This window comes from Bacteroidales bacterium (genome assembly GCA_031275285.1).
Classification (GTDB): domain Bacteria; phylum Bacteroidota; class Bacteroidia; order Bacteroidales; family UBA4181; genus JAIRLS01.
In genome coordinates, this window is record JAISOY010000178.1 from 1 (window position 1) to 25,888 (window position 25,888).

Annotated in this window: 18 protein-coding genes; 12 read left to right on the plus strand and 6 right to left on the minus strand. The window is 40.5% G+C overall.

The window, feature by feature from the left end; genetic code table 11:
- The 5 genes from LBQ60_17685 to LBQ60_17705 all read left to right on the plus strand — a co-directional run.
- Positions 1-1,098 (plus strand): BatD family protein (locus tag LBQ60_17685; GenBank protein MDR2039756.1); only part of this gene is annotated, 1,098 nt, incomplete at its 5' end.
- A gap of 122 nt (positions 1,099-1,220) precedes the next feature.
- A complete protein-coding gene (locus tag LBQ60_17690; protein MDR2039757.1) occupies positions 1,221-1,976 on the plus strand; it encodes a tetratricopeptide repeat protein in 756 nt (251 codons plus the stop codon).
- Positions 1,977-2,284: 308 nt separating this feature from the next.
- Positions 2,285-4,483, plus strand: coding sequence for a glycoside hydrolase (locus tag LBQ60_17695; protein MDR2039758.1), 2,199 nt, complete (start codon positions 2,285-2,287; stop codon positions 4,481-4,483).
- 16 nt (positions 4,484-4,499) lie between these two features.
- Positions 4,500-5,540, plus strand: coding sequence for a low specificity L-threonine aldolase (locus LBQ60_17700; protein ID MDR2039759.1), 1,041 nt, complete (start codon positions 4,500-4,502; stop codon positions 5,538-5,540).
- A complete protein-coding gene (locus LBQ60_17705) occupies positions 5,537-6,571 on the plus strand; it encodes an NAD-dependent epimerase/dehydratase family protein (GenBank protein ID MDR2039760.1) in 1,035 nt (344 codons plus the stop codon). Before LBQ60_17700 ends, LBQ60_17705 begins: the two co-directional genes overlap by 4 nt.
- Positions 6,572-6,650: 79 nt before the next feature.
- Here the strand turns inward: LBQ60_17705 and LBQ60_17710 are convergent, their stop codons facing one another.
- The 5 genes from LBQ60_17710 to LBQ60_17730 all read right to left on the minus strand — a co-directional run bounded on the left by LBQ60_17710 (position 6,651) and on the right by LBQ60_17730 (position 14,060).
- Complete coding sequence (locus LBQ60_17710; protein ID MDR2039761.1) at positions 6,651-7,859, minus strand: MFS transporter; 1,209 nt, start codon at positions 7,857-7,859, stop codon at positions 6,651-6,653.
- Positions 7,860-8,178: 319 nt separating this feature from the next.
- On the minus strand, positions 8,179-9,690 hold the full coding sequence (locus LBQ60_17715; protein MDR2039762.1) for a TolC family protein: 1,512 nt from the start codon (positions 9,688-9,690) through the stop codon (positions 8,179-8,181).
- Positions 9,691-9,842: 152 nt separating this feature from the next.
- Positions 9,843-11,198 (minus strand): ABC transporter permease, encoded by a 1,356-nt coding sequence (locus LBQ60_17720; GenBank protein MDR2039763.1) that lies wholly within the window; start codon positions 11,196-11,198, stop codon positions 9,843-9,845.
- A gap of 26 nt (positions 11,199-11,224) precedes the next feature.
- Positions 11,225-12,622: an efflux RND transporter periplasmic adaptor subunit gene (locus LBQ60_17725; protein ID MDR2039764.1), complete on the minus strand. Its 1,398-nt coding sequence runs from the start codon at positions 12,620-12,622 to the stop codon at positions 11,225-11,227.
- 601 nt (positions 12,623-13,223) lie between these two features.
- Complete coding sequence (locus tag LBQ60_17730; protein MDR2039765.1) at positions 13,224-14,060, minus strand: carboxypeptidase-like regulatory domain-containing protein; 837 nt, start codon at positions 14,058-14,060, stop codon at positions 13,224-13,226.
- 313 nt (positions 14,061-14,373) lie between these two features.
- Here LBQ60_17730 and LBQ60_17735 point away from each other — a divergent pair, with 313 nt between their 5' ends.
- Genes LBQ60_17735 through LBQ60_17745 form a run of 3 tightly spaced genes read left to right on the plus strand, consistent with a single transcriptional unit; the run spans position 14,374 to position 18,596 of the window.
- Positions 14,374-17,031, plus strand: coding sequence for a glycoside hydrolase family 78 protein (locus LBQ60_17735; GenBank protein MDR2039766.1), 2,658 nt, complete (start codon positions 14,374-14,376; stop codon positions 17,029-17,031).
- Between the two features lie 9 nt (positions 17,032-17,040).
- A complete protein-coding gene (proB, locus tag LBQ60_17740) occupies positions 17,041-18,114 on the plus strand; it encodes a glutamate 5-kinase (GenBank protein ID MDR2039767.1) in 1,074 nt (357 codons plus the stop codon).
- An 8-nt stretch (positions 18,115-18,122) separates the two neighbouring features.
- Positions 18,123-18,596, plus strand: a complete 474-nt coding sequence (locus tag LBQ60_17745) for a GAF domain-containing protein (GenBank protein MDR2039768.1) — start codon at positions 18,123-18,125, stop codon at positions 18,594-18,596.
- Here LBQ60_17745 and LBQ60_17750 read toward each other — a convergent pair.
- Positions 18,585-19,133, minus strand: coding sequence for an RNA methyltransferase (locus LBQ60_17750; protein MDR2039769.1), 549 nt, complete (start codon positions 19,131-19,133; stop codon positions 18,585-18,587). The two genes, LBQ60_17745 and LBQ60_17750, sit on opposite strands and share 12 nt — an antisense overlap.
- Before the next feature lie 225 nt (positions 19,134-19,358).
- Between LBQ60_17750 and LBQ60_17755 the strand changes: the two genes are divergently transcribed.
- The 4 genes from LBQ60_17755 to LBQ60_17770 all read left to right on the plus strand — a co-directional run.
- A complete protein-coding gene (locus LBQ60_17755) occupies positions 19,359-20,756 on the plus strand; it encodes a HAMP domain-containing histidine kinase (protein MDR2039770.1) in 1,398 nt (465 codons plus the stop codon).
- 50 nt (positions 20,757-20,806) lie between these two features.
- Positions 20,807-22,927, plus strand: a complete 2,121-nt coding sequence (locus LBQ60_17760; protein MDR2039771.1) for a prolyl oligopeptidase family serine peptidase — start codon at positions 20,807-20,809, stop codon at positions 22,925-22,927.
- 124 nt (positions 22,928-23,051) lie between these two features.
- The gene (locus LBQ60_17765; GenBank protein MDR2039772.1) at positions 23,052-24,149 is read left to right on the plus strand and encodes an AI-2E family transporter; all 1,098 of its coding nucleotides are present in this window, start codon (positions 23,052-23,054) and stop codon (positions 24,147-24,149) included.
- 127 nt (positions 24,150-24,276) lie between these two features.
- The coding region (locus LBQ60_17770; protein MDR2039773.1) for a S46 family peptidase at positions 24,277-25,888 on the plus strand (1,612 nt) is incomplete at its 3' end.

Below are 25,888 nucleotides of genomic sequence, written 5' to 3' on the forward strand. Positions count from 1 at the left end.
ACATTGACAATTGGCCAGGGATCTATTGAAGCAGGTATTCCGCAACGGGTACAAACACGTTCCCGTAGTGTTTTCGATGATTTTTTCGGTACGACACAAACGGTTCCGAGAGAATTGAAAAGCCGTCCTGTTGAAATTACCGTAATGCCTCTTCCTGAAGGAAAACCTGCATCTTTTACCGGTGGGGTAGGGCAGATGAAATTGACCGCTACCGTTGATAAAACAGAGGTAAAAGCCAATGATCCTATCACATTAAAGGTAACCATATCCGGCACCGGAAATATGAAATTTACGGATGCTCCCCGGATCAATTTTCCTCCCGATTTTGAAATTTATGATCCAAAAGTCTCGACCAACCTGAATACTACGGCAACATCCGGGAGTAAAACATTCGAATACCTGATCATACCGCGCCATGGAGGAACATATAAGCTGCCCTCCGTTGAATTCAGTTATTTCGATCCTCAGGATAAACAATACAAGACCTTACGATCCGAAGAATATACCCTGACTGTAGAGAAGGGGGATGAACAACCAGGGAGTACTGTTGTGTCGGGAATAACACGTGAAGATGTAAAATTCCTGGGTAAAGATATCCGTTACATCAAATCTGGAAATCTGAAGTTGCGTAAGTCCGGTGATTATTTCTTCGGTACCTGGAAATTCTGGTTGTGGTATCTGGTACCTTTGGTAGCATTTGTGGTAATTGTGTTTTTCCGCCGGAAATACATTCGTAAATATGCCAATGCAGCACTTGTAAAAAACAGAAGGGCCGGAGGATATGCTGCCAAACGCCTGAAACAGGCACGTATATATATGGATAAAGATCAGTCATCCGAAATGTATGAGGAATTGTCGAGGGCGCTCTGGGGATATCTCAGTGATAAGTTAGATATTCCTGTAGCGGAATTATCGAAAGAAAACGGTAAATTAATGATGGAACAACATCAGGTAGATGCTGCTTTGGCAGATGAGTTCATCAGTGTGATCGATGATTGTGAATTTGCCCGTTACGCGCCTTCTTCAGAAGGATTGGATATGAAAACACTTTATGACCGTGCGGTCGAGGTGATTAGTAAAATGCAAAAAGCAATATAAAAAGATTGGAAGTTGGAAAGTTGAAAAGTTTATAAAGTCAAAAAGTTTGTAAAGTCAGAAAGTTTTCATTTGTAGTTTTTGTCGCAGGTAACTTTGAACTTTGAATTTTAAAATCAATTTGTATGAAAAAGATATTCATAATTATATTAACCATTGTATTACCGGTTTTATCCTATGCTTCCGACCGTGATAGCATTTTAAGCCAGGCTGGAAGATGGTATCAGCAAAATGAGTTCACTAAAGCCATAGAACAATATCAACTTTTAGTCAATTCAGGATGGTCATCAGCGGCTTTATATTATAACATGGGAAATGCCTATTTCAAGAACCATGATATCAAATCGGCCATTTTGTATTACGAACGAGCCAAACGCCTGGCTCCGAATGATGAAGATATTGATTTTAACCTGCAATTATCCCGATCTCTTATTTTTGATAAGGTGGAAGCCGTTCCGGAATTATTTCTGATTACTTGGGGGAAGGCCATACGGGATATATTCACAGTTAAAACCTGGTCATGGTTGAGTATTGGGTGTTTCGTCATGACATTGGTATTCGGATTGCTGTTTCTTTTTATAAGGAACTACCGTATACGGCAATTGTCTTTTTCTTTGGGAGTCTTTTGCATTTTATTGTGCGTCGGGTCCTATACTTTTGGGTATCTTCAGAAATCGAATATCAAACGTACTGACGAAGCTATTGTTTTTACTCCTTCCGTTACGATCAAAAGTTCACCCGATGATAGTGGCAATAACCTGTTTATTCTGCATGAGGGTATTAAAGTACGTATTGAAGAACAAGCCGGAGAATGGTGTGAAGTACGTATTGCCGATGGAAATAAGGGGTGGATGCGTGTGAAAGATCTGGAAATAATTTAATGCAAGCATTCATATCCATATAGTAAAAACAAACGGTGGTTGTATCATCACCGTTTGTTTTTTTATATTTGTAGAATATAGGATGCGGTTCGGCAATTTTTCGAAAGCAAGCTTTCTATAATTGCTCTCACCTTTCACTATATTTGTAATCATTTGGAAAAATCAGCTTTTTGATTTTATGGAACATGAAAATACCTGTGGATAAATAAAAAATGGGTATGATTGATGAACCATATGAAACACGATCAGACCTTTATCATAACTTAGTGCAGCGTTCTCATGAGGCCGTTGCCGAATAATTTAATCCCATGAAGAAAAATTCCTTATTGCTGTTTCTTTTATTCTTTTCATGTACATTGTATGCCGAAGTTCCATGGAAAGCTGTATGGATCAGCCATGAAACAAGTCAAAGTGTCCCTAACCAATGGCTTTGTTATCGAAAAGTGGTGAATGTGCCTTCTGTACCGGGTATAGCAGTAGCGAGAATTGCTGCCGATAGCAAATACTGGCTCTGGATCAACGGAAAGATGGTCGTGTTTGAAGGCGGGCTTAAGCGGGGGCCTGCTCCCGGGGAAACTTATTATGATGAAGTGGATGTTGCGCCTTTCCTTCAGGCAGGAGATAATACCATAGCCGCTTTGGTCTGGTATTTCGGAAAGAACGGATTTTCTCACGCCAGCAGTGGGAGAGCAGGGTTTCTGTTTGATTGCCAGGCTTCCGGAGTGGAAATATTGACGGATGCGAGTTGGAATTGCGATACATACAGGGCTTATCAGAATACCGGCGAACCACACCCCAATTACCGTATGCCGGAAAGTAATATCCGGTTCGATGCGCGGTTGGAAATAGGAGATTGGTACCTTCCCGGACAAAATAAAATTCATAATCCGGCTATGAGGGTAGGAGACGCGGATGTTCCTCCGTTTGGGAAGCTGGTCAAAAGGCCAATTCCCCATTGGAAGGATTTCGGACTGAAAGAATATCCGGAGATGAAAAAATCGGGTGACACACTTCTCTGTAGACTGCCATATAATGCACAAGTCACTCCGTGGTTCCGTATCAATGCATCACAGCCCGGATTAACCGTCGGAATGATCACCGATAATTATACTACAGGAAATGGCCGTACATATTCTGTACGTGCTGAATATATTACGCGTGAGGGTGTTCAGGAGTATGAAAATCTGGGTTGGATGAGCGGACATGTTGTTAAATACATCATTCCTTCAGGAGTGGAAGTTTTAGAGGTAAAATACCGTGAAACAGGTTACAATGCTGATTTTACCGGTTCATTCCAATGTAATGATCCCTTCCTGAATGAACTCTGGAAACGTTCGGCCCGGACATTATATGTGAATATGCGGGATACCTATTTTGATTGTCCGGAACGGGAACGTGCCCAATGGTGGGGTGATGTTGTCAATGAGTTGGGGCAGACATTTTATGCCATGGATCCACGGTCGCACCAGCTGACCCGGAAGGCCATCCTCGAACTGATGAACTGGCAACGTGCTGATGGAGTGATTTATTCACCTGTACCTGCAGGGAACTGGACCAAGGAACTTCCTTTGCAAATGCTGGCATCGGTAGGTTGGTACGGATTCTATGCCCATTATTTTTATAGTGGGGACGATAGCTTTATACCGCTTATATATGACCGGCTGCACCGTTATCTTCATGATGTATGGCAAATTGACGGGGATGGGTTGGTGAAATTTCGTCACGGCGATTGGAGCTGGTCCGATTCTTATAGCGGAACAGACGATCTGGTAATGACGAATAGCTGGTATTATATGGCGTTGAAAGCTGAAAGAGAATTTGCCCGGATATTAGGGAAGACGGCTGATGTCAAAGAGATAACATCATTGATGGAAGGTATCGAAAAAAGCTTTGATAAGCGTTTCTGGACAGGAACGGCTTATAGGTCACCTGATTTTAAAGGCGCTGATGATGACCGCGCCCAGGCATTGGCTGTCGTTTCGGGCCTGGCTTCGAAAGATAAATACCCTGCTTTGGTAAAGGTATTGAAAAAAGAATTCCACAGCGCCCCCTATATGGAACGGTTCATCATAGATGCTCTTTTTATGATGGATGAACCGGTATTTGCCCTGGAACGTATGAAGTCGCGTTATGCCAATATGATGAGTTACGATTTCACCACACTTTTTGAGGTATGGAATTTTAAATCGGCCCCGAATGATCAAAATACCAATAACCATGCATGGACCGGCTGGCCCATTATTACATTCGGGCAAAAAGTCTGTGGCGTGGAGCCTGTATCTCCCGGATTCAGGCATTTTCGCATCACTCCCCAAATGGGAAACCTTACGGAAGCCACTACCGTAGTGCCTTCTGTTCTTGGCGATATACATGTGTCGGTAGAGCGCAAAGGTAAAAATCTTAAGGTAACGGCTCTTGTACCGTCGGGAACTACGGCAGAAGTGTGTTTTCCTTCTGGTAAATGTGTTTCCCTTACCCCGGGAACACACACCGTCAAAGGTAAATGATAAATTTATGATCAATATGATATACAGAGGTTTTGCAAGCGATAATAATGCCGGGGTACACCCTCGTATCATGCAGGCTTTAACTAATGCGAATCAGGGACATTGTAAGGCATATGGCGATGATCCCTATACACAACGGGCGGAGCAGTTATTTAAAGAACATTTCGGACAACAAAGTGAGGTATTTTTCATATTCAATGGTACAGCTGCCAATGTACTGTCCCTTCAGGCTTTATCGCATTCCTATCACGCGATTATTTGCGCTGATACCGCTCATATTCATGTCGATGAATGTGGCGCTCCGGAACGTTTTACCGGATGCAAATTATTAGACAATCCGGCTTCCGATGGAAAGCTGACCATAGCCGATATAGAGAAGCACCTGCATCTGACCGGATTTGAACATCATGTCCAGCCTAAGGTGATCTCTATTACCCAATCTACCGAAATGGGAACAGTGTATTCTGTCGATGAGTTGAAAGAAATCGCTGCTTTTGCACACAGGCATCAACTCCTGCTACATGTTGACGGTGCCCGTATAGCTAATGCTGCTGCTTATCTGAATACTTCCTTTAAGGAATTGGTCACAGATACGGGTGTGGATATTTTATCTTTCGGTGGTACCAAAAACGGGTTGATGTATGGAGAAGCCATTGTGGTACTGAATCCTGAATATTCCCTTGATTTCAAATACATCCGCAAACAGGGAATGCAGCTGGCATCCAAAATGCGTTACATTGCAGCACAATTCGAAGCGTACCTTTCCGGTGATTTATATCTGGAAAATGCCCGTAATGCTAATAAAATGGCTCGTCTGCTTCATCAGAAAGCCGGGGAATCAGGTGTCCGCATCACACAAAAGGTCGAAGCAAATGAAGTATTTGCTGTACTTCCGTCTGCCGTGATCAGAGAATTGCAGGAAACATTTTTCTTTTACATGTGGGATGAATCGAAAAATGAAGTTCGTTGGGTTTGTTCCTGGGATACGACAGAAGATGATGTACTACAATTTACCAGTGTCTTGAAAAAGGCATTGAACAAATATACCACTGTATGAGTGCTGTTGCTTTTGTTACCGGGGGAACCGGTTTGGTGGGTACCCATTTGATACTGGCCTTGTTACAGGCTGGCTATCGGGTCAGGGCCTTAAAGCGTCCTTCCAGTGATCTTTCACAGGTTTTACGGACATTTTCCTTTTATGATGCCATTGATGCTGATTCTTTTTTCCGGAGCATTGAATGGGTAGAGGCTGATTTATTCGATGTTGAGGAATTGGCAGAACAACTGGAAGGATGCGATTATGTGTTCCATACTGCTGCAGTGGTGTCTTTTCAGGGTGGTAATAAGCAACAGATGCTTCGTACCAATGTTGAAGGGACGGCTAATATGGTAAATGTCTGTCTGAAAAAAATGCTACCCTTATGTTTTGTCAGTTCTATTGCGGCTTTAGGACGTGCTGAGCCCGGGCATCCGGCTACGGAGGAAGATATATGGCAGACGTCTGATCATCGGTCTCCTTATTCCTGCAGTAAATATCAGTCGGAAATGGAAGTTTGGCGTGGTGTGGCCGAAGGTTTAAATGCCGTGATAGTGAATCCGTCCGTGATTTTAGGACCTGGAAACTGGGAAAAAGGGAGTCTGACTTTTTTCTCCAGGGTATATAAAGGTATGCGCTTTCATACATCAGGAATTACAGGATTTGTGGATGTGCGTGATGTTGCCGGCTGTATGGTCGGATTGATGGAACGGGAATGTTTCGGGGAACGTTTTATCCTTTCATCCGGTGAACTGAGTTATCATCAGTTATTCGACATGATAGCCGAAGGGCTGCATGTAAAGAAACCTATGATGGAAGCCCGCCCCTGGATGTTGAATACCGCTTATCGTTTGTTGAAGCCGGTAAGTAAATTAACCGGTAAGAGTCCTGCATTGACTAAAGAAACCGCTCATTCTGCTTTTCAGCAACTTTTTTATTCCAATGAAAAAATAAGGAAGACGCTTTTTCCATTTGAGTTTATTCCATTACAACAAACCATAGAAGATTGTTGTCGGTATTTTCTCCAACAAAAACAGGAATCTCTTAAATAACAAACTATTTTATTCGTGGTATTGCGAATAAGTATGATGGAAAACCAGAATTGGGCTGAATTCAGCCCAATTCTGGTTTTTAAGGTCTACGCTGGTCAATCTTCAGCGCAGACGGGGTCAGGAAAGCCACACCTCCGATCAGGATCAGTATGGCTCCGCTAATAATGAAAGATGTGGTAATACCGATATTGTCGGCAAAAAAGCCGATTCCGGCTACACCTATCATCGAGGGAATAAGGCTCATGGTGAAAAACAGGGAGAATATCCTTCCCAATACCACCGGATCGACATTGGTCTGTATGATGGCTGTGAATGACGAGTTATAAACTGCTCCGGAAATGCCTCCTATGGCTGTGAACACGGCAAACAGTACAAATCCGTCGGACGAAAGGATCCCTGAGAATAAAAACGTTAATCCCAGTAACAGGTACATAGCATTGACCAATATCACTTTGTTGATCCGGTATACTTTCGCTCCCATGACAGCTCCTCCGGCCAGAGCGCCGATGCTCCAAAGGATTTCGATCAGGCTGACCTGAAAAGCATCGCCGCCGAAATGTTTGATGGTCATCAACGGGAACAATACGCTTACAGGCATGATAAAAAAGGTGGCGAGGATGGAAAACAGGAATATCCAGCTTAGTCCGCGGTTGCTTAATACAGTCATGAAACCTTCTTTCATTTCATGCAGTACATGTTTTTTTTCTTCTTTTCTTTCCGGATCGGGAATATGGACAAAAAGCAAAGAAGTAACCGCACAAAAGGCGCCTATGACATCCAGCATCAGGACGTATTCCATGTCCCATATAACGATAAAAAGGGCACCCAATGCAGGTCCTGCAATATTGGCGATGGAGCTGATTATCTGATTAATACCGGCGATGCGTCCTAGTTGTTCGGAAGGGGCCAGGAGAGGAACTGATGCCTGCATGGCCGGCATATGGAAGGCGGAGCCAATAGACCGTAATCCCAGCAAAATGAAAATATGCCACATTTCTGCGATATCGAACCAAAAGAGTATAGCAAGTATAAAAGTACAGAAAGCGATGAAGCTGTCGGCCAACATCATGACTCTTTTCCGGTTCCAACGGTCGATAAAAACGCCGCTGAAAGGGCCCAGCACGGCCTGTGGTAATAAAGCTGCAATAGTAGCCCATGCCAGCATTCCGGCTGATTCGGTCTCAATGCTGATCCATAAGATGATGGCAAAATTAACGATGGTGCTGCTGAGGATGGAGAGGAACTGTCCTGTCCATATAATGGCAAAAACTTTTTTCCAACTGTTCATGTGATAAAAATATGGACCCGTTTGATGTACGGATCGGAATAAAATAAATATGAAAAATAAGATATTTACTGTACTTGATAGGAGAATGTGTACAGTCTGAAGAATTTCCCTAAAAAGGGTTCACCTACCTCAACCGGTGAAAAATTACCATTTTATAAATGCCACACATAAACGTAAAATTTGGGGAGGCAAATATAGAAAAATATTTTCAGGTATTACAAACAGTATGGATAATTTTTATAAGGATGATAAAAACAGCCAACAAAACTACACATTATCAAAAATGCAGTTAAAAAGACGGATAAACTTTTAAGAAAACTTATTCTCCTACGATCAGGGAAAAATCTTCCTCCAGAGGCTCATTTTTTATAAAATCATATAAGGTTATTCTACGGACAGTGTAAAAATAACTCCAATAAGTTTGTAATGCTCCAATATAAGACTTTGTTGCAGCGTCCTTTTCCGAATCTGCAATATTTAGATCCGTAACACTTACTTTTCCGTTCAGGTATCGTTGACGGGATACCTCATACCCCTTCTGGGCGATCGTATCGGCTTTGGCAGCAATACGGAGTTGATCTTCCTGCATATTGAACTGCATCACCTGTAAATATATCTCCTGCCGAAAATCAGTTTCGGCCTGTTGCATTTGTGTTTCCACCATTTCCATGTTTGATTTAGCGTTGCGGTAGCGGTCTTTTGCCTGATTCCAGTCAAGTATAGGGACAGTGATGCTTAATGCAACACCTTCCTGGTCATCGAACTTAGGCTTATAGGCATCTTTGAATTCATATCCAGTCTTGTTTAAACCAAATGAAGCATTCAGATTCATGGTGATACCTTTATTGGCCTTAGCGCTTGCCATACTTTGTTCTGCTTCAAGTATCCGTCTGTTATAAGAAATGATATCAGGACTTTGATCCAAAGCGTATTCCAGAGCTTTGTTATAAGGTATTTTCATGGATGGGACTTCTGGATTGATTTCCAATTCTATGTCAATATTGTCTTTAAAACCCAAAAAAGAACGCAATCGGCTTTGCCTTACCTCAATATTCATTTTTGCATTATTCAGATTGCTTTCAGCCTGCATATATCTGAGTTCCATCTGCAATAACGCATCTTCGGCAATGGTACCGATCTGATATCTCCCTTTGGCGATTTCATATAGTTCACCTGCATTTTTATAATTGGTTTCGGCCATCCTTAATTCGATCTGAGCCTGAGCTAAGGCAAAGAAATAACTTACAGCGTTGGATGCAACCTGTTCCATCGAAACTATGTAATTTTGTTTGGCTTCCTGAAATTTTAAAGGTTCGATTTTCTTTTGCCATTTTAAAGAATTATATCCATTCAGGGGTTGCCGGAGCTGTAATTTAATAGGGGCGGTAGTATATTGACGGGCCTCATCAGAGTCGTCATTCATGTTATGGAATCGTGAGAAATCTGAGTTTAGGGATATATTTCCTCCAGTCCATCCGATATTTTGCGATAGAGATAATCCGGCTGTGGTGGAAAATGTATTTGTCTCGACCTCACGGGTTTGATATTCTTCATTTACAACGCTTTCTACCTGTCTTATGGAATGATTATAAGTAGTTGGGCTTGTATTTAATGTAAGTTTAGGCAAATAATCGGCTTTATATGCCCGAAAACTATAATAACTGGCCCGGAAACTATGTTTGGCCGCAATTCCATCCAAAGATTGGTCTTTGGCCAACTGGATCACTTCATCCAATGTGAATATGTACTTTGTATTGTTGTTTTGCTGCGCTGTCAAATTCAGGGAAAGAGAGGTCAGGTAGCCCAATAAGATCCAATAAAACCGATTCATTTGTTATATGTTATAAGGTAATATGATAAAATTCCAAATATGCTAATTTTATGCCTAAATTACATTCTACTGAATGCTAATAAAATATATTTTTTTCAAACAATAAGAACTGTTGCAAATCCGAACACCTTGTTGCACTTCCGAACATATCTCTATTCATACCTGAGCGATTCGATAGGATCTCTCTTTGATGCTCTTTTAGCGGGAGAATATCCGAAGATGATCCCGATCGTCGCGGAAAACAGAAATGAAACGAGTATGGATGTAAAAGAAACAATGGTAAGTATCCCGGAAAACTTAGTGATCAGCCATGATGCTACGACTCCGACAATAACACCTATTAATCCACCGATAACACTGATAAGCACCGCTTCAGACAAGAACTGGACAATGATGTCCTTTTTCTTGGCGCCGATCGCCATACGCGTACCTATTTCCTTAATGCGTTCCATGACCGATGCAAACATAATGTTCATGATCCCGATACCTCCAACCAAAAGAGAGATACCGGCGATCGCACCTAAAACGATATTAAAAATTTCATTGGTCCTTCGTTGTTGTTTTAATAATAATTCCGGTACGGTGATCTCAAAATCCTTCACATCCGAGTGGCGACGAAGCAACATCCGGCTCAACACATCTACGGTAGGTGTGATTTGTTCCGTTTCTTGAACCTGTACCACGATCCTGTCCAGCTGATGATAATTTTTCTGGGTCTCGGAAGTGCTAACGGAAGCAACCATACGACCTCTGCGGACAGTTGTACCCGTACTTTTCTGATTGGCCAGCGCCCTGTTCTTGAAACGCATCAACATTGTTTTTGCCGGGATATAAATATTATCGTTGATAACATTCACTCCTGTCTGCTGATGGCCGGTGACAGAAATACTATTCCGTTGTAATACCCCTATGATCTTAAGCCACACATCACCGAATTTTATGTACTGTCCGATAGGTTCGCTCTGGCTGAAAAAACGGCTCCGGATGTTGGCTCCGATCACACATACGGCCAAACCGTTTTCTTCCTGGTGGACATCAAAAATGGTTCCTTTCTCCAGGGGAATATCATATAATTGGAAAAACTCCTTTGAAATACCTACTATTTTTGCCTGTTCCCGGATTCCATGCTGGATCACATATGAGTTAAAAGTGATCTCAGGACTGGTCACTTTCACGGACGGTACAAATTTCTGGATGGCATGTAAATCATCAATCGTCAGACCTCTGGAGAATTTTTTCTTTTGTCCCGCATCTGCAGACGATTCTTCTCCGGAACTTTCTTCTTCTTCCTGGGGTAATAAAGGGCTGATTACGATATTATTTACCCCCACCATTTTAATTTGTTCCAGAATCTCTTGTTGTGCACCATTACCAATGGCCATCATGCTAATCACCGCCGCTACTCCGAAAATGATGCCGAGCGCAGTAAGTATCGAACGTAATTTATTGGATAAAATAGATTCGACGGCTATTAGTATATCATGCAAATATCTTTTGAAAAAAAGCATGTTTCTTATTTTAAATCGTCAAACCATTAATTTAAATTTCCTACTGGTTGAGGCGTTCCCTGTGGCATTGGACCTCCACGGCGACCTCCGTTTTGACGTTTTTTCTGTTCTTCTTCAGCCTTACGCTCCATTTCTTCCTTTTCTTTTTTCTTCAGAAGTGCCCGTTCCTTGATGATCGGGATCAGGTCTTCTCCTGTTAATTTCCAGTTTTCGGAATTTTCAGGGACGGATATATGTACTTTATCTCCTACATTCAATCCTTGTTCGACGACTACCTGGTTTTCGTTCGATTCACCAAGAACTACTACTTGTTTTGTGTTGTTTTTAGTATATACAAAAGGAATACTGTCCTGACTGAAAACAGCGTCAAGCGATACGAATTTTACGTCCTGCAGGGTGTTGATCACTATAGCGTTGCTGGTGGTCATGGAAGGCCTTAGGATCGGGTCGTATTCATTGACCTGGATAGTTACTTCAAAAACCTTTGCATCGGTGTTGGCCAATTGTTCTCCGATATTGGCTACCTGCGTTATTGATCCGGTAAATTTCTTTTCGGGAAAGGCATCTACACCGATCCGTACCTGTTGCCCGGCTTTTACCTTGCTGATGTCGATCTCATTAACGTATGTTTTCGAAATCATTACGGATAAATCAGGCAGGGTGGCTACAATCAGGTCCCACGGACTGATCGTAGATCCCGTTTTACGTTTTTGTCCGCCCCATTCGCGAAAATAAATCACCATCCCTTTTTTGGGTGCACGGATGGTAAACATCTCCAAGACATCCAGCATTTGCTGGCGACGTCTCAGATGCCTGCTCAGGTTGATGTCGGCATCATTCATGTTGGCTTTTGCCTGTTGTACCTTTAGCCTGTAGTTGGCTTCTGACTGAGCCAATGAACGCTGGGCTTTATCTACATCTATCTGTGCCTGGCGTATAGTGGCCGGCGGTTCGAATTTCGACTGTTCAAGTTTGATTTCAGCTTCTTCTACGGCAAATTGCTTGTTGAGCAAATCATCCCGTAAACCTTGTAATGTCATTGTGGTATCCAGGCGGGTAGTAAGACACTTTGACTCTGCCTGTTCTATCGCATCTTTTACATCTTCCAATGAATTGGCGGCAGTAGTCCTGTCCAATGTCGCTACAATTTGTCCGGAATCAACCACAGTCCCTTCTGCTATTAAATCCTGGATTTTGTAATCTCCAAAACGGAAAACACCACTGCGAAGTTCAGCCGGCGCCATTATATTTTCAGAATTCTTGGCTTGCAGCTCGCCGGTAACAGTAACCAGCACTTCAAATTCACCTCCCATTACTTCACTCATCAGTGCGACATCCGCTTTTTTTCTGGAACGGCTGAACCACACTATGGCTATTATGATCAATATTGCAGCAACACCCCACCAGATATACCTTTTCTTCATTCAAAAACTTGTTAAAATTAAGATTACAATTATTTATCTACAAATTAAATGTAAATCAAGAGCCTATATTAGACGCAACAAAAATATCATTTCTGCCATTGCTTTACAACTGGAAAAACAAGACTGTTTATTTTTTTTTCAACAATCAATGTGTAAAAATCGTTTAAGTGTTTGTTATTCAATATGCATAAGACTATTAGGAAATGTCGTTGTTTATCGTTATTTAACGTTATTTAACGGTTTTTATATTGAAAATTTTATTGACAAGTATTAAATCATAATTGGCTGATACTATCCCGGCTTAAGACAATTAAAAAGTTCCGGGATTCAGGGTTCGTCCTGCCCAATTCCGGATAATAGTATCATATGATTTTAACGATTGCTTAACAGTCGAAATAAAAATGGAGTTCTTTCATTTGAATTCGGGACAAGTTATTTTCTTTGATGGGAAATTGTTTTAATGAAAAAGTCCTGTAGTAGACTCTGTAAGGATTAGACTCGTTATCGCATTGTAAAATAATCAGCACTTGTTAAGGTCAGAGCCCGGTATTTGTACTTTTATGAATTGACGTCTGGAAACTGGTCAAGTATTGTTCTTAGCTTAAAAGCAATCATGGAGATCATCGATATTTTTGACAAAGCGGATATGGCCGATTCCGGAATATTCGTCTTCTCCGGATGATCCTTCTTCTCCATAACCGGAAGCTGTGGAAACATACATGGCTAAATGGGTTGGTTGTTTGGGGTAACATAGTGAACCATCCATCCAACGGCAAAAATTATTGTCTTGATATCCGTTTACCTGATTATTGATGATTTCTTCCACAGGAATACGGGCCATATGATAGCCTGAGATATAACCGTTATCAGCGGATGGATAAATTTTCCCCTGATAATTGGTTTTTGATACGTGCTCGTCATGACCAATGAAGAAATATACAAACACATATTTATCATACATGGATAAATCCAGATGATCAAAAATAATATCTAACATGACCTGATGGTCTGATTTGTCACTTTGTCTCCAAGTGATGGATTTGATTCCTGCTGTTGACTTGGGATAGATCTTGTATGTATCTAACTTAATTGCAGATAAATCCCGGCTTGTATTTTCGCTTACAGAGAATTGAAGGATATCTGAACCAGGTTTACTATAATAGCGATCATCGGATATTTTTACATAATAAATACCCGGAGACAGATTATCTACGATATATATTCCATTTTGATCCGTAACGGTTTCTTTGATGATATAATGATCAGTGTTGAATATTTTTACCGAAACGTGATCCGCTGTGCCGATTTTATCCCCGCTTATGTGGTATACCTCTACATTTCCCGTGATCTGGTTTTTTAGCGTGGAGTCGGTTTTTTTGGTACATGTGATCATCCATCCGACCAAAATGGTAACCATAAATATTCTTATAATTTTCATGAGATATATCGTGTGTTTATATTTACGTAAAAAATAGTAATTAGTTACATTATCAGTTAAATATCTGTACGTTGGGACGAAAACTACCCTTACCTGCCGGGGTTTGGCAATCAGGAGTATGCTTTTTGCTTATATTTGCCGCTGGCAATGGAGGAAAATCCTTAAAAGATATCTCATGAAGCCGGTCTTTTTATCTTCATTGGGTCATTGATCTTATGAAAATACCGGTATATTGATAAAATGTAGGAGTTTCCTAAAAGTCTTTATATTGTCTATAATTTGAGTATTGACCTAATTAATCATATGATCGTTCATGTTACGGAATATCTTATTCATTGTTTTTCCTGTTATTTTTTTGATCCATGCATGTGTCAATCCTTCCCGGCAGATCTATGATCTTCGTTGTGAGAATTTGGAAAATCCCTTGAGTATCACTCATACAACCCCACATTTGAGCTGGAAAAATAAATTTGGAGAAAAAGGGAACAAACAAACGGCTTTTCAGATATTGGTTGCAACTGACCCTTCTTTATTAGAAGAAGGAAAGGCTGATTTATGGACTTCCGGAAAAATACCTTCATCAGAATCCGTAATGATCAAATATGGTGGAAAAGATCTGGCCGGACATTCCCTGGTGTATTGGAAGGTCTGCGTTTGGGATGTAAATGATAGGATCATATGGAGTGAGCCGGCTGTTTTTGGAGCAGGCCTGTCGGAAAAAGAAATCCGGACAGCAACATACATAGGCTTTCCGGAAGCATCGGGCAATCCGCAAAGCCCTCTTTTGCGAAAACAGTTCAGTTATGACGGAAAAGTAAAAAACACACTTTTATACATTAACTCCCTGGGTTATCATGAAGTATATATCAATGGGACGAAAGTGGGTGATGACGTGCTTACTCCTGCTGTGTCACAATTAGATAAACGGTCATTATACAACACATATGATATTACTTCTTACGTAAAAAGAGGAGATAATGAAATGGTCATCTGGCTTGGGCAGGGCTGGTATCGTCCGGGATTGTTCGGTGCTCTTAGCACACCCCTTGTTAAGGCCTGGGTAAAGAAACAGGATGAAGGTAAATGGGATACATGGTTTGTTTCCGACCAGTCCTGGCAAGCGGCAGAAAGTGGCTATTCAGGTATCGGGACATGGCGTCCGCATCAATTTGGAGGTGAACGTATAGATGCATCCATGTTTCCGGACAATATGGAATCTTCATCCCTGGATAATCTGCAATGGTATCCTGTTGCCGAAATGAATGTCTCAGAACATGCCGTATCACCACAAATGGTTGAAGGAAACCGTATTACGGAAACCTTTCATGCTGCAAATGTCAAGCAACTTTCTGATGGTGCATGGCTGGCGGACATGGGAAAAGCATTTACCGGCTGTGTGGAAATAAAATTTCCGCCATTGGACAAGGGACAGGAAATAGTATTAACTTATTCAGATCACCTTAATCCGGAGGGAAATCCGGTAAATCAGAACCAGGAAGACCGTTATATTGCATCAGGCAGAAGAAATGAGATCTTCCGGAGTAAATTTAACTATCATGGGTTTCAATATCTGAAGATATCCAACCTGCCGGTTTCTCCAAAAATAGATGATATTACAGCCCGTCTCATCCAGACGGCCTTTAAACAGACATCTTCATTCCAATGTTCTGATGAAGATATGAATGCCATTCACGATATGGTTCAATATACGCTCCGGAATCTGAGCCTTGGCGGTTATCTGGTAGACTGCACTCAATTTGAACGTTTGGGTTATGGAGGAGACGGAAATGCTTCGACGGTAACCGCACAAACCATGTTCGATCTGTCTCCGTTATATGCAAACTGGATGCAGGCCTGGGCGGATTGTATCCGCGGAGACGGGAGTATGCCTCATACCGCTCCGAACCCTTATTCGGCAGGTGGTGGGCCGTATTGGTGTGGCTTTATTATTACAGCTTCATGGAATAGTTATGTAAATTACGCCGATCCCCGGTTCATGGAAGAATATTATCCGGTCATGCAACAGTGGTTGGGTTTTGTCGATCAATATATGGTAAACGGTTTGTTGGAACCATGGCCGTCTACCGAATACAGGAATTGGTATCTTGGAGACTGGGCTGTTCCGGAAAACGTGGATCAAACCAATCCCGCTTCAGTAGGTGTTGTGAACAATTGCTTTATCAGCGTTTGTTATGAGACGATGGAGAAAATTGCGAAATTTTTGGGAAAAGAAAATGATGTTAAAAAATATGCTGAACGGAAAAAACTTCTGCAAAAACGAATTCATGAACATTTTTATTCGGAAGAAAATGGCATTTATGCCACAGGCTCACAGATCGACCTTGCCTATCCTATGCTTTCCGGAGTTACTCCGGATTCATTGTTTGCAAAAGTCAAGCAAAGTTTGTTTGACGAAACGGAGCAAAACCGGCAGGGACATCTCGCCTGTGGATTGGTAGGTATTCCTGTTATTACGGAATGGGCGGTTAAAAACAGGCAACCGGACTTTATTTATACCATGCTGAAAAAGAGGGATTATCCGGGATATCTTTATATGATTGATAATGGAGCAACTGCGACATGGGAACATTGGAACGGAGAAAGGAGCAGGCTTCATAATTGTTACAATAGTATCGGTTCATGGTTCTACCAGGCAGTGGGGGGTATCCGTCCTGATGAAAAAGAGCCCGGTTATCGCAAGATATGGATAGACCCGCAAATCCCGGAAGGAATGACCTGGTGTAAAACAGCAAAAGAGACTCCGTATGGTGTTACCTCTGTTGAATGGACACTTACAGGTAACGTTTTGAATATGGAAATAGCCATACCGCCGGGAAGCAATGGGTGTGTCGTATTGGCGGATAAGGCAGATGAATACATCTTAAATGGGAATAAATTAAAAAATAAGGATAACATGGTTGTATTGGAAAATGGAAAACACCAGATTTCCTATGCATGGATAAAGGAGTAATCAATAATTATGTATAAGCGTATTACACTAAAAATAGGTTCCAATGTTTTGACATTGCCCGATGGCAATCCTAATGAGGCGCTCATTGCCAAACTGGTGGAACAAATGGTATATTTGAGGAAAGAGGGGATTGAAATTCTGTTAATATCTTCAGGAGCCGTAGCTTCAGGACGTAAGGTAATAAAGACGCCCAGGCATTGTGATGCTGTTTCATGCCGACAGTTATGGGCAGCAGTGGGGCAGGTGCGTTTGATTCAACTCTATGGTGAATTATTTGCACGTCACGATATGGTTTGTTCACAGGTGTTGGCGACCAAAGAGGATTTCCGGGACCGGCGGCATTTCCTGAACATGCGTAATTGCCTCGATGCCTTATTACATAATCATGTAATTCCGATCATTAATGAAAATGATGTCGTGTCGGTAACGGAACTGATGTTTACCGATAATGATGAATTATCCGGATTGATTACTGATATGATGGGTAGTGATGCCCTGATCATTTTGAGCAATATTGACGGGATTTATGACGGACTGCCTTCTGATCCGGCTTCAAAAGTGATTCCGGTGATTGAGCCGGATAACGCGACTGCTTCTAAATTTATAGCTCCCACCCAGTCGAATTTTGGCAGGGGTGGAATGCTGACTAAATTTGCCATAGCGAAGAAAGTAGCCTCGTCGGGAACTCCGGTACATATTGCTAATGGCTTTACAGAAGATATCCTTAAAAAAATAGTTTCCCGGGAAAAGGACATTGTACAGACACTCTTTACACCGGGACATAAGACCAGTACCATTAAAAAGTGGTTGTCCCATTCCGGTACTGATGTAAAAGGGTCGGTATATGTGAACCAGGGAGCAGCTTCTCGGTTGTCTGATCAACAGGCTGTCAGCTTATTGTTGGTTGGTGTTACCCGTATTGAAGGTGATTTTTTGAAAGGGGATGTGATTCAGATTGTTGATGAACAAAATTGTGTCATTGGATTGGGTCGTTCCGAATATAACGCTGAAACAGCGAAGAAAAAGATCGGGGAGCGTAATGCGAGGCCTATGATTCATTATGATTATTTGTACTTGAAATAATTGGAATGATGAAAGAGGAATTAGCCATTCACCATGATTTATCTAAAGAAGAGAAGTATAAAGAATTAATACCTCAACTAAAATCCTTGCTATCTTCCGAAACAGATTCAGTTGCTAATTATGCGAATGTTTCAGCCGCTTTAAAAGAGGCATTCGGCTTCTTCTGGGTCGGATTTTACAGGGTGGAAAATGATGAACTTTTATTAGGCCCTTTTCAGGGAAAGATCGCCTGTACACGTATCCAATACGGAAAAGGTGTGTGTGGGACCGCATGGAAAGAAAAGCGTACGATCATTGTTCCTGATGTTGAAAAGTTTGAAGGACATATTGCCTGTAATTCAGCATCCAGATCCGAGATCGTTGTTCCTGTGATCCGGAATGACCGGGTGTTAGCCGTACTTGATATTGATAGTGATGTTCCGGATGATTTTGATCCGGTCGATGCTGCTTACCTTGAGGAGATCATCAATTTACTTCCGTAAGAGATGATCTGATTTTATCTGTTTGTAACACTCCCAGAGTACAATTCCTGCACTCACAGACACATTGAAAGAGTGTTTTGTTCCGAACTGGGGAATTTCAATACAACCGTCACACAAGTTGATTATTTCCTGGTCTACACCACGTACTTCATTACCAAAAATAAATGCATAACGGGTATCCCTGTTGACCGTAAAGACATCCAACGATGTGCTGTTTTGGGTTTGTTCTATCCCCCAAACTGCATAACCATTGTTTTTTAAGCTTTCTATAGCCTGTATGGTTTGGTTGAAATATTGCCAGTCAACGGTATTTTCTGCACCTAAAGCTGTCTTATGGATTTCTTTATGTGGTGGAGTAGAGGAAATACCACATAAGTAAATTGATTCGATCAGGAAAGCATCGCTTGTCCGGAATACAGAACCTATATTGTGAAGACTACGCACATTATCCAGTACTACAATGACGGGTATTTTATCAGATTGCTTGAACTCATCGATTCCTTTCCGGTTCAATTCATCCATGCGCAATTTTTTCATTTTCTCCATAGGAACGACTTTAAAAATATATTGGCTGCAAAAATAATGATAACCAAAATACCACGTTATCTTCTGTAAAGAAAATGAAATGGAAAAGATAAACCTGAATATAATTTGTATTTTTGTGTGCAGAAAATCGTAACTATCAATATGTCGAAACGGATATTATTTCTTTTTTTTATATTCATTCTTGTTATATATCAGGGGTATGGTCAAATATCCGATTTGAATAAAAAACTATCACAGGCGCCTGATTCACTAAAAGCACTCATATTTCTTGATATTGCCCATCAATATGAATCCAATCATCAGGATAGTTGTGTTAAATATGCCCGTAAATCCACTTTATGGGCACAAAAAAATAATCAGGATACAGTTCTGATCAATGCAGAAAAGATACTTTACCGGATAGCCATAAAAAATAATGAATTGCAATCTGCTACTTCACACCAACAGAAGATACTCGATGCAGCATTACGTACAGGTAAATGGGATGTTGCGGCTCAAAGCTATTACCATCTTGGTGAAATATGGCAGTTCAGGAATAATTATGCAGAATCCATAGAAAATCTGAAAAAAGGATTGAAAATTGCAAAGCAGCAACCCCAAAAGGTTCTTTTGCGGGATTATTATATATTACTGATACAGGCATATACGAAACTGAATAATGCACAGGCTTTAAGTGAATATTATCCACTACTGATGGATGTGAGCAAAGAGATAGATATTTCCGGACTCAATGGTCAAATGGCTGAATTACAAAAAAAATATGAAGCCCTGTCCGTCATGCCGGAGATGATAAAATCTGATGAGAAACCCTCACGGAAAAATATGGATCCGATCTTCTTATGGGCTATATTGGTAACAATCCTGTTTATTTGTTTTCTTGCTTATTATCTGATGTATGTATTTGTGGAAAAATCAAAAGACAGGAAAAAACATGATGAAGCTATTCAAAAGCTTAATATTCTAAAAAAAGATCAGGAAACATTGTTTCATTTTCTGACAGCGTATACGCATCCTAAAATGATCCGGCTACGTGAAAATCTTGATAAAGACAGGATATCTTCTGTTAATGATGAGATAGAGGCTTTGTATTATTTTTTCCAGAATTTTTTACTATTATTACAATCCCGTTCAAAGCAATTGGTAATGACGCCGGGTACGGTGAATATACCACAAATGGCTAATAACCTGATGGAAAATTATAAACCGTTAGCAGATAAACAGGAAATACAATTGATCAATGATGTCCAGAATAATGTTTTTGCCAGGACCGATGAAAGGCTGATAGGTATTGTATTAAACAACTTATTCCGGAATGCATTTACATTTGTCCCTCAGAAAGGTTTAATCACGCTCGGGGCAAAGGAAAATCATGTAAATGTTAGCATCTGGGTGGCAAACGAGGGAATAGGAATGGAGCCGGGAAAAATAAACCAATTGTTCGATTTTGATAAAAATATTTCTGTAGCCAACAGTTTGGAAGATAAAAAATTATCCATCAACTTGATGGTTTGTAAAGAACTTGTAGAAGTTTGTAATGGTCGCATATGGGTTGAGACAAAGCTGGATAAAGAATTTTGTATCGGTTTTGATTTACCTAAATCCGACACAAAATGAATCATCACTGATCGTTTATTCCATATGAACCAATCATAATTATAATTATAATGGAAAAGTATATTGTATTGATAGTCTGCTTGTTTTTTTATTCATGTAATCAGGATAGAATAAAGATGAAACCATACCCTAAAACTGTAAAAGAAAATGTTGTTGATGATTATTTCGGAACAGAGGTAGCCGATCCTTATCGCTGGCTGGAAGATGACAATTCTCCGGAAACGGAAGCATGGGTAAAAGCCGAGAATGAAGTTACGGAAGATTATCTGTCTCAAATTCCATGTAGGAACAAGATCAGGGAACGATTAACCGAGATATGGAATTATCCGAGATACTCTACGCCAACAAAAAAAGGAGATTATTACTATTATTTCAAAAATGACGGATTACAGAATCAGTCGATTTTGTATCGTTTGAAAAACCTGAAAGATGATCCGGAAGTATTTCTTGATCCGAATAAATTATCCTCAGATGGAACTGTCGCGTTGTCATCCATTCACTTTTCGAATGATCATAAATATATGGTATACAGTATCGCAAGATCCGGATCCGACTGGAATGAGTTTTTTGTGATGGATACCGGGACCGGTGAGCAGAAAGAAGATCATCTGAAATGGATTAAGTTTTCAGGTGCTGCATGGAAAGGCAATGGGTTTTATTATAGCCGTTATGATGAACCTGGAGAGACCGGGCAATTTTCCAATCAGAATCAGTTCCAGAAGATATATTTTCACGCTCTTGGTACTCCGCAAAGTTCGGATGTACTGGTATTCGAAGACAAAGAACATCCCTTGCGCTATTTTAATGCGCAGGTCACAAAGGATGAAAAATACCTGATTATTAATGCTTCGGAAGGAACATCAGGAGATGAGTTATATTATCAGTCATTGGTCGGACCATATAATCGGATCACCTTACTAGCGAAAGGATTTAAGAACAATTACCAGGTAATCGATCATTATAATGACCGTCTGTTGGTTCTCACCGATCATGGCGCATCTAATTACAGGTTGATAGCTATTGATCCGTCTGATCCGGACAGCACTAAATGGGTGGACGTGATTCCGGAAACCATGGATCTTCTGGAAGGTGTATCTACCGGCGGTGGTAAATTATTTGCTTTCTACCTGAAAGATGCCAGTACCAAAATACTGCAAATGAGCTATAATGGAAAAATAGAGAAAGAAATAGCTCTGCCTTCCATCGGTTCGGCGTATGGACTTTCAGGTGAACGGGAAGATAAAGAGCTGTTCTATTCTTTCTCCAGCTTTACGACTCCATCTACCATTTTTCAATATCATGTAGAAACAGGAACATCCACTTTATTTCGCCAGCCTGAATTAAAGTTTAATCCGGATGATTACCTGATAGAACAGATTTTTTATGTCAGTAAAGATAAGACGAGGGTTCCGATGTTCATCATACGGAAAAAAGATGTGGAATTAAATGGTAACAATCCGGCGCTCCTGTACGGATATGGCGGTTTTAACATTAGTCTGACCCCTTCCTTCAGTATATCCAGAATGATATTTCTGGAAAACGGAGGGATTTATGCCATCCCTAATCTGCGTGGTGGTGGTGAATATGGGGAAGAATGGCATAAAGCAGGTATGCTGGATAAAAAGCAAAATGTATTTGATGATTTTATTGCTGCTGCAGAATACCTGATCCGGGAGAAATATACATCATCTGAGAAACTGGCAATTAGCGGAGGTTCTAACGGAGGATTGTTAGTTGGTGCAGCAATGACGCAACGTCCTGATCTGTTTCGTGTGGCTTTACCCGCTGTGGGTGTGATGGATATGCTTCGTTATCAGAAATTTACTATTGGATGGGGATGGGTGGTAGAATATGGTTCAAGCGATAATGAAAAAGATTTTGAGTACCTTTATAAGTATTCTCCTTTGCATAATATTAAAGGAGGGGTGGCTTATCCTTCTACATTAGTGACAACTGCTGATCATGATGACCGTGTTGTTCCGGCGCATTCATTTAAATTTGCAGCTACTCTACAGGAAAAGAATAAAGGGAATAATCCGATGTTGATCCGGATTGAGACCAATGCAGGGCATGGTGCCGGAAAACCGGTATCAAAAGCCATAGATGAAGCGACTGATGTATGGAGTTTTGTTTTTCATGAATTGGACTTGAAAATGAAAAATCACCAGTGATATACTTTGTTTTGACCTACTAAGTAAAATCAAACAATTAATGTCATATTTAATAAGAATAATTAGCTTGATCAATGCGACTTAAGAAAATAATAAATAGCACTGAGTGCTAAAAAAGTAAAATATGAAAATAAATATTGACATAAATTCAAATACTATTTTAAGGATACTGTTGAGGATTGCTATTATATTATTGGCTATTCTTCTCGGATATTATTTTTCTAGTCTATTGCTGTATATTTTTCTTGCATTTATTTTCTCTTTGATAGGAAAACCTGTCGCGAAAAAATTAAGTTCCATCAAAATATATAAATTTAAAATCCCACATGGAATAAGCAGTTTATTAACGTTAATTCTGTTTGTTCTATGCTTCATGCTGATCCTGCTCTTTTTTATTCCGATGCTGGCGCGTGAAGCACAGGTGATCGCTAATATCAATTATGATGATCTTTCGGTAAACTTAGGTCACTTGTTGAACAATGTTCAGAATTTTCTTTATTCCAATGGGTTAATAGGGGAACACGAGACGTTGGTCGGTATTATTACTACCGAATTGAAGGAGTTTGCCAATTTAGCCACCTTCTCAAATATGCTGGGCGGTTTTTTAAGTGCTACCGGTTCTTTCTTTTTTGGTTTATTTGCAGTTTTATTCCTTACTTTCTTTTTTATTAAGGATGATTTCCGTCTTGAAGGGGTAGCGATACTGCTGTTTGGAAAACGACATGCAATAAGGTTGACCATTGTTTCCAACAAAATCAATAATCTGCTTTCCCGTTATTTTATCGGATTACTGACGGAAATAGCCGCCATGATCGTTCTTTTGTATATAGGCCTGGCTCTTTTTGGCATCAAAGGAGCCTTATTGTTCGCTGTTTTTGGTGGAATGCTTAATGCGATACCCTATCTGGGGCCGATTATCGGTGCTGTTACCTGTTGTGTCTTTGGCATAGTTAATTGTATCAGTATCAATGAATATTTTGACATTCTACCAACCATTCTTAAAATTGCCGGTACTTTTATCGGAGCCAACCTGATCGATAATGCTATTTTACAACCATACATATATTCACATAGTGTTAAGGCCCATCCTGCCGAAATTTTCCTGGTGATCATTATGGGAGGCTCATTGGCCGGTATACTTGGAATGTTGTTTGCCATACCTGTTTATACGATTATCAGAACTATTGTTGTCGAGCTATTCAATTATATGAACGGGAAATAGGATGTAAGGATAATATTTTGCATCTTTGTAGAGTCGTACGAAACATGCTACCACTTGCATCTTTCTTCAAAGAGGTGATGGGTGTAGGTTTAAGTTTTTGTGTCTTTAATATCAAAAATCAATTCTCGTGAAAAAAACATTTATTATTTACTTGTTATTTCTGTTGACTTTTTACCCTGTTCGTGCTGATGAGGGAATGTGGTTATTACCATTACTTGAAAAATTGAATATCAGTACCATGCAAAAAATGGGATGTGAATTGACTGCAGAACAGATTTATAGTATTAATCATTCCAGCTTAAAAGATGCCATTGTTATTTTCGGAGGGGGATGTACCGGAGAAATGGTATCAAAAGAAGGTTTGTTGTTGACCAATCACCATTGTGGTTATGGTGCGATACAGCAGCATAGCTCTGTTGAACATGATTACTTATCGGATGGGTTTTGGGCCGGAAAAAGGAGTGAAGAATTATATACACCCAATCTCACGGTAACATTTCTGGTGCGGGTTGAAGACGTTACCGAACAGATCAATGCCCTTATAAATGATACGATGACCGAAGTTCAACGTGCGGATATCATTGATAAAACTGGTGCTGCTATTGTTGATCGTGCAATCAAAGATACGCATTATAAAGCTTCTGTAAGAAGTTATTTTGGTGGTAACCAGTTCTATTTATTGGTTTATGAAGAGTTTATTGATGTGCGTATGGTAGGTGCTCCTCCTTCTTCCATAGGAAAATTCGGCGCTGATACTGATAACTGGATGTGGCCGCGCCATACCGGCGACTTTAGTCTTTTCCGCGTATATGCCGACGCAGAGGGCAAACCGGCTAAATATTCACCGGATAATGTCCCGCTAAAACCCAGGCATTTTTTACCTGTTTCTTTGAAGGGGATCGAAAAGGATGATTTTACCATGGTAATGGGTTATCCGGGAGGAACAGATCGTTATATGACATCATACGATGTAAAGGAATTGATAGAGGATAGGTTGCCTGCAAGGATAAAAATAAGGGGCGAAAAGCAGGAGATCATGATGCGCCATATGCAGGCAGATCCTGCTGTCCGGATCAAATATGCATCGAAATACTCCAGATCGAGTAATTACTGGAAACATGCCATCGGGCAGATAAAAGGAATAGGACGTCTGGATGTTTATGGCCGTAAACAGGAACAGGAACAGCGTTTTATGAAGTGGACAGATGCAGATTCACAGAGAAAAGAAAAATACGGCGATGCTTTATCACTGATAAAGTCCGGAATGGAACGTAATCAGGAAATCAACATGGTACGCCAGTATGTCAGTGAATGTTTCTTCCAGGGAGTTGAATTATTCGGTTTTTCATTACAGTTCCAGATGCTGGCGCGTGAGTTGGAGAAAGAAAAACCTGAACAGGAAAAACTGAAATTTGTAACAGAAACTTTGCAAAAAAGTGCAGGGGATTTCTATAAAGATTATGACCTTTCACTGGATAAGGAAGTTACTGAAGCTATGTTTAAACGTTATTTCAGTGATGTTTCTCCGGATTATTATCCTGATTTTTATCAGACCATTGATAAAAAATACAAGGGTGATATTCAAAAGTATACTCAGGATTGGTTCAAAAAATCTATTTTCTCCGATTCCCTTCGTTTGGAAGCTTTCCTTAAAAAACCTTCACTTAAAGTCTTGCTGAATGACCCGGTGTATCAGGCAAGTGCTGCGACCAGAAAGTTGCTGAATCAATGGAACAATG

Excerpts from the sequence above, each read along its gene's own strand:
- LBQ60_17690 (MDR2039757.1), top strand. The coding sequence starts at position 1,221 with ATGAAAAAGATATTCATAATTATATTAACCATTGTATTACCGGTTTTA.
- LBQ60_17695 (MDR2039758.1), top strand. The coding sequence starts at position 2,285 with ATGAAGAAAAATTCCTTATTGCTGTTTCTTTTATTCTTTTCATGTACA.
- LBQ60_17700 (MDR2039759.1), top strand. The coding sequence starts at position 4,500 with ATGATATACAGAGGTTTTGCAAGCGATAATAATGCCGGGGTACACCCT.
- LBQ60_17705 (MDR2039760.1), top strand. The coding sequence starts at position 5,537 with ATGAGTGCTGTTGCTTTTGTTACCGGGGGAACCGGTTTGGTGGGTACC.
- LBQ60_17710 (MDR2039761.1), bottom strand. The coding sequence starts at position 7,859 with ATGAACAGTTGGAAAAAAGTTTTTGCCATTATATGGACAGGACAGTTC.
- LBQ60_17715 (MDR2039762.1), bottom strand. The coding sequence starts at position 9,690 with ATGAATCGGTTTTATTGGATCTTATTGGGCTACCTGACCTCTCTTTCC.
- LBQ60_17720 (MDR2039763.1), bottom strand. The coding sequence starts at position 11,198 with ATGCTTTTTTTCAAAAGATATTTGCATGATATACTAATAGCCGTCGAA.
- LBQ60_17725 (MDR2039764.1), bottom strand. The coding sequence starts at position 12,622 with ATGAAGAAAAGGTATATCTGGTGGGGTGTTGCTGCAATATTGATCATA.
- LBQ60_17730 (MDR2039765.1), bottom strand. The coding sequence starts at position 14,060 with ATGAAAATTATAAGAATATTTATGGTTACCATTTTGGTCGGATGGATG.
- LBQ60_17735 (MDR2039766.1), top strand. The coding sequence starts at position 14,374 with ATGTTACGGAATATCTTATTCATTGTTTTTCCTGTTATTTTTTTGATC.
- proB (MDR2039767.1), top strand. The coding sequence starts at position 17,041 with ATGTATAAGCGTATTACACTAAAAATAGGTTCCAATGTTTTGACATTG.
- LBQ60_17745 (MDR2039768.1), top strand. The coding sequence starts at position 18,123 with ATGAAAGAGGAATTAGCCATTCACCATGATTTATCTAAAGAAGAGAAG.
- LBQ60_17750 (MDR2039769.1), bottom strand. The coding sequence starts at position 19,133 with ATGAAAAAATTGCGCATGGATGAATTGAACCGGAAAGGAATCGATGAG.
- LBQ60_17760 (MDR2039771.1), top strand. The coding sequence starts at position 20,807 with ATGGAAAAGTATATTGTATTGATAGTCTGCTTGTTTTTTTATTCATGT.
- LBQ60_17765 (MDR2039772.1), top strand. The coding sequence starts at position 23,052 with ATGAAAATAAATATTGACATAAATTCAAATACTATTTTAAGGATACTG.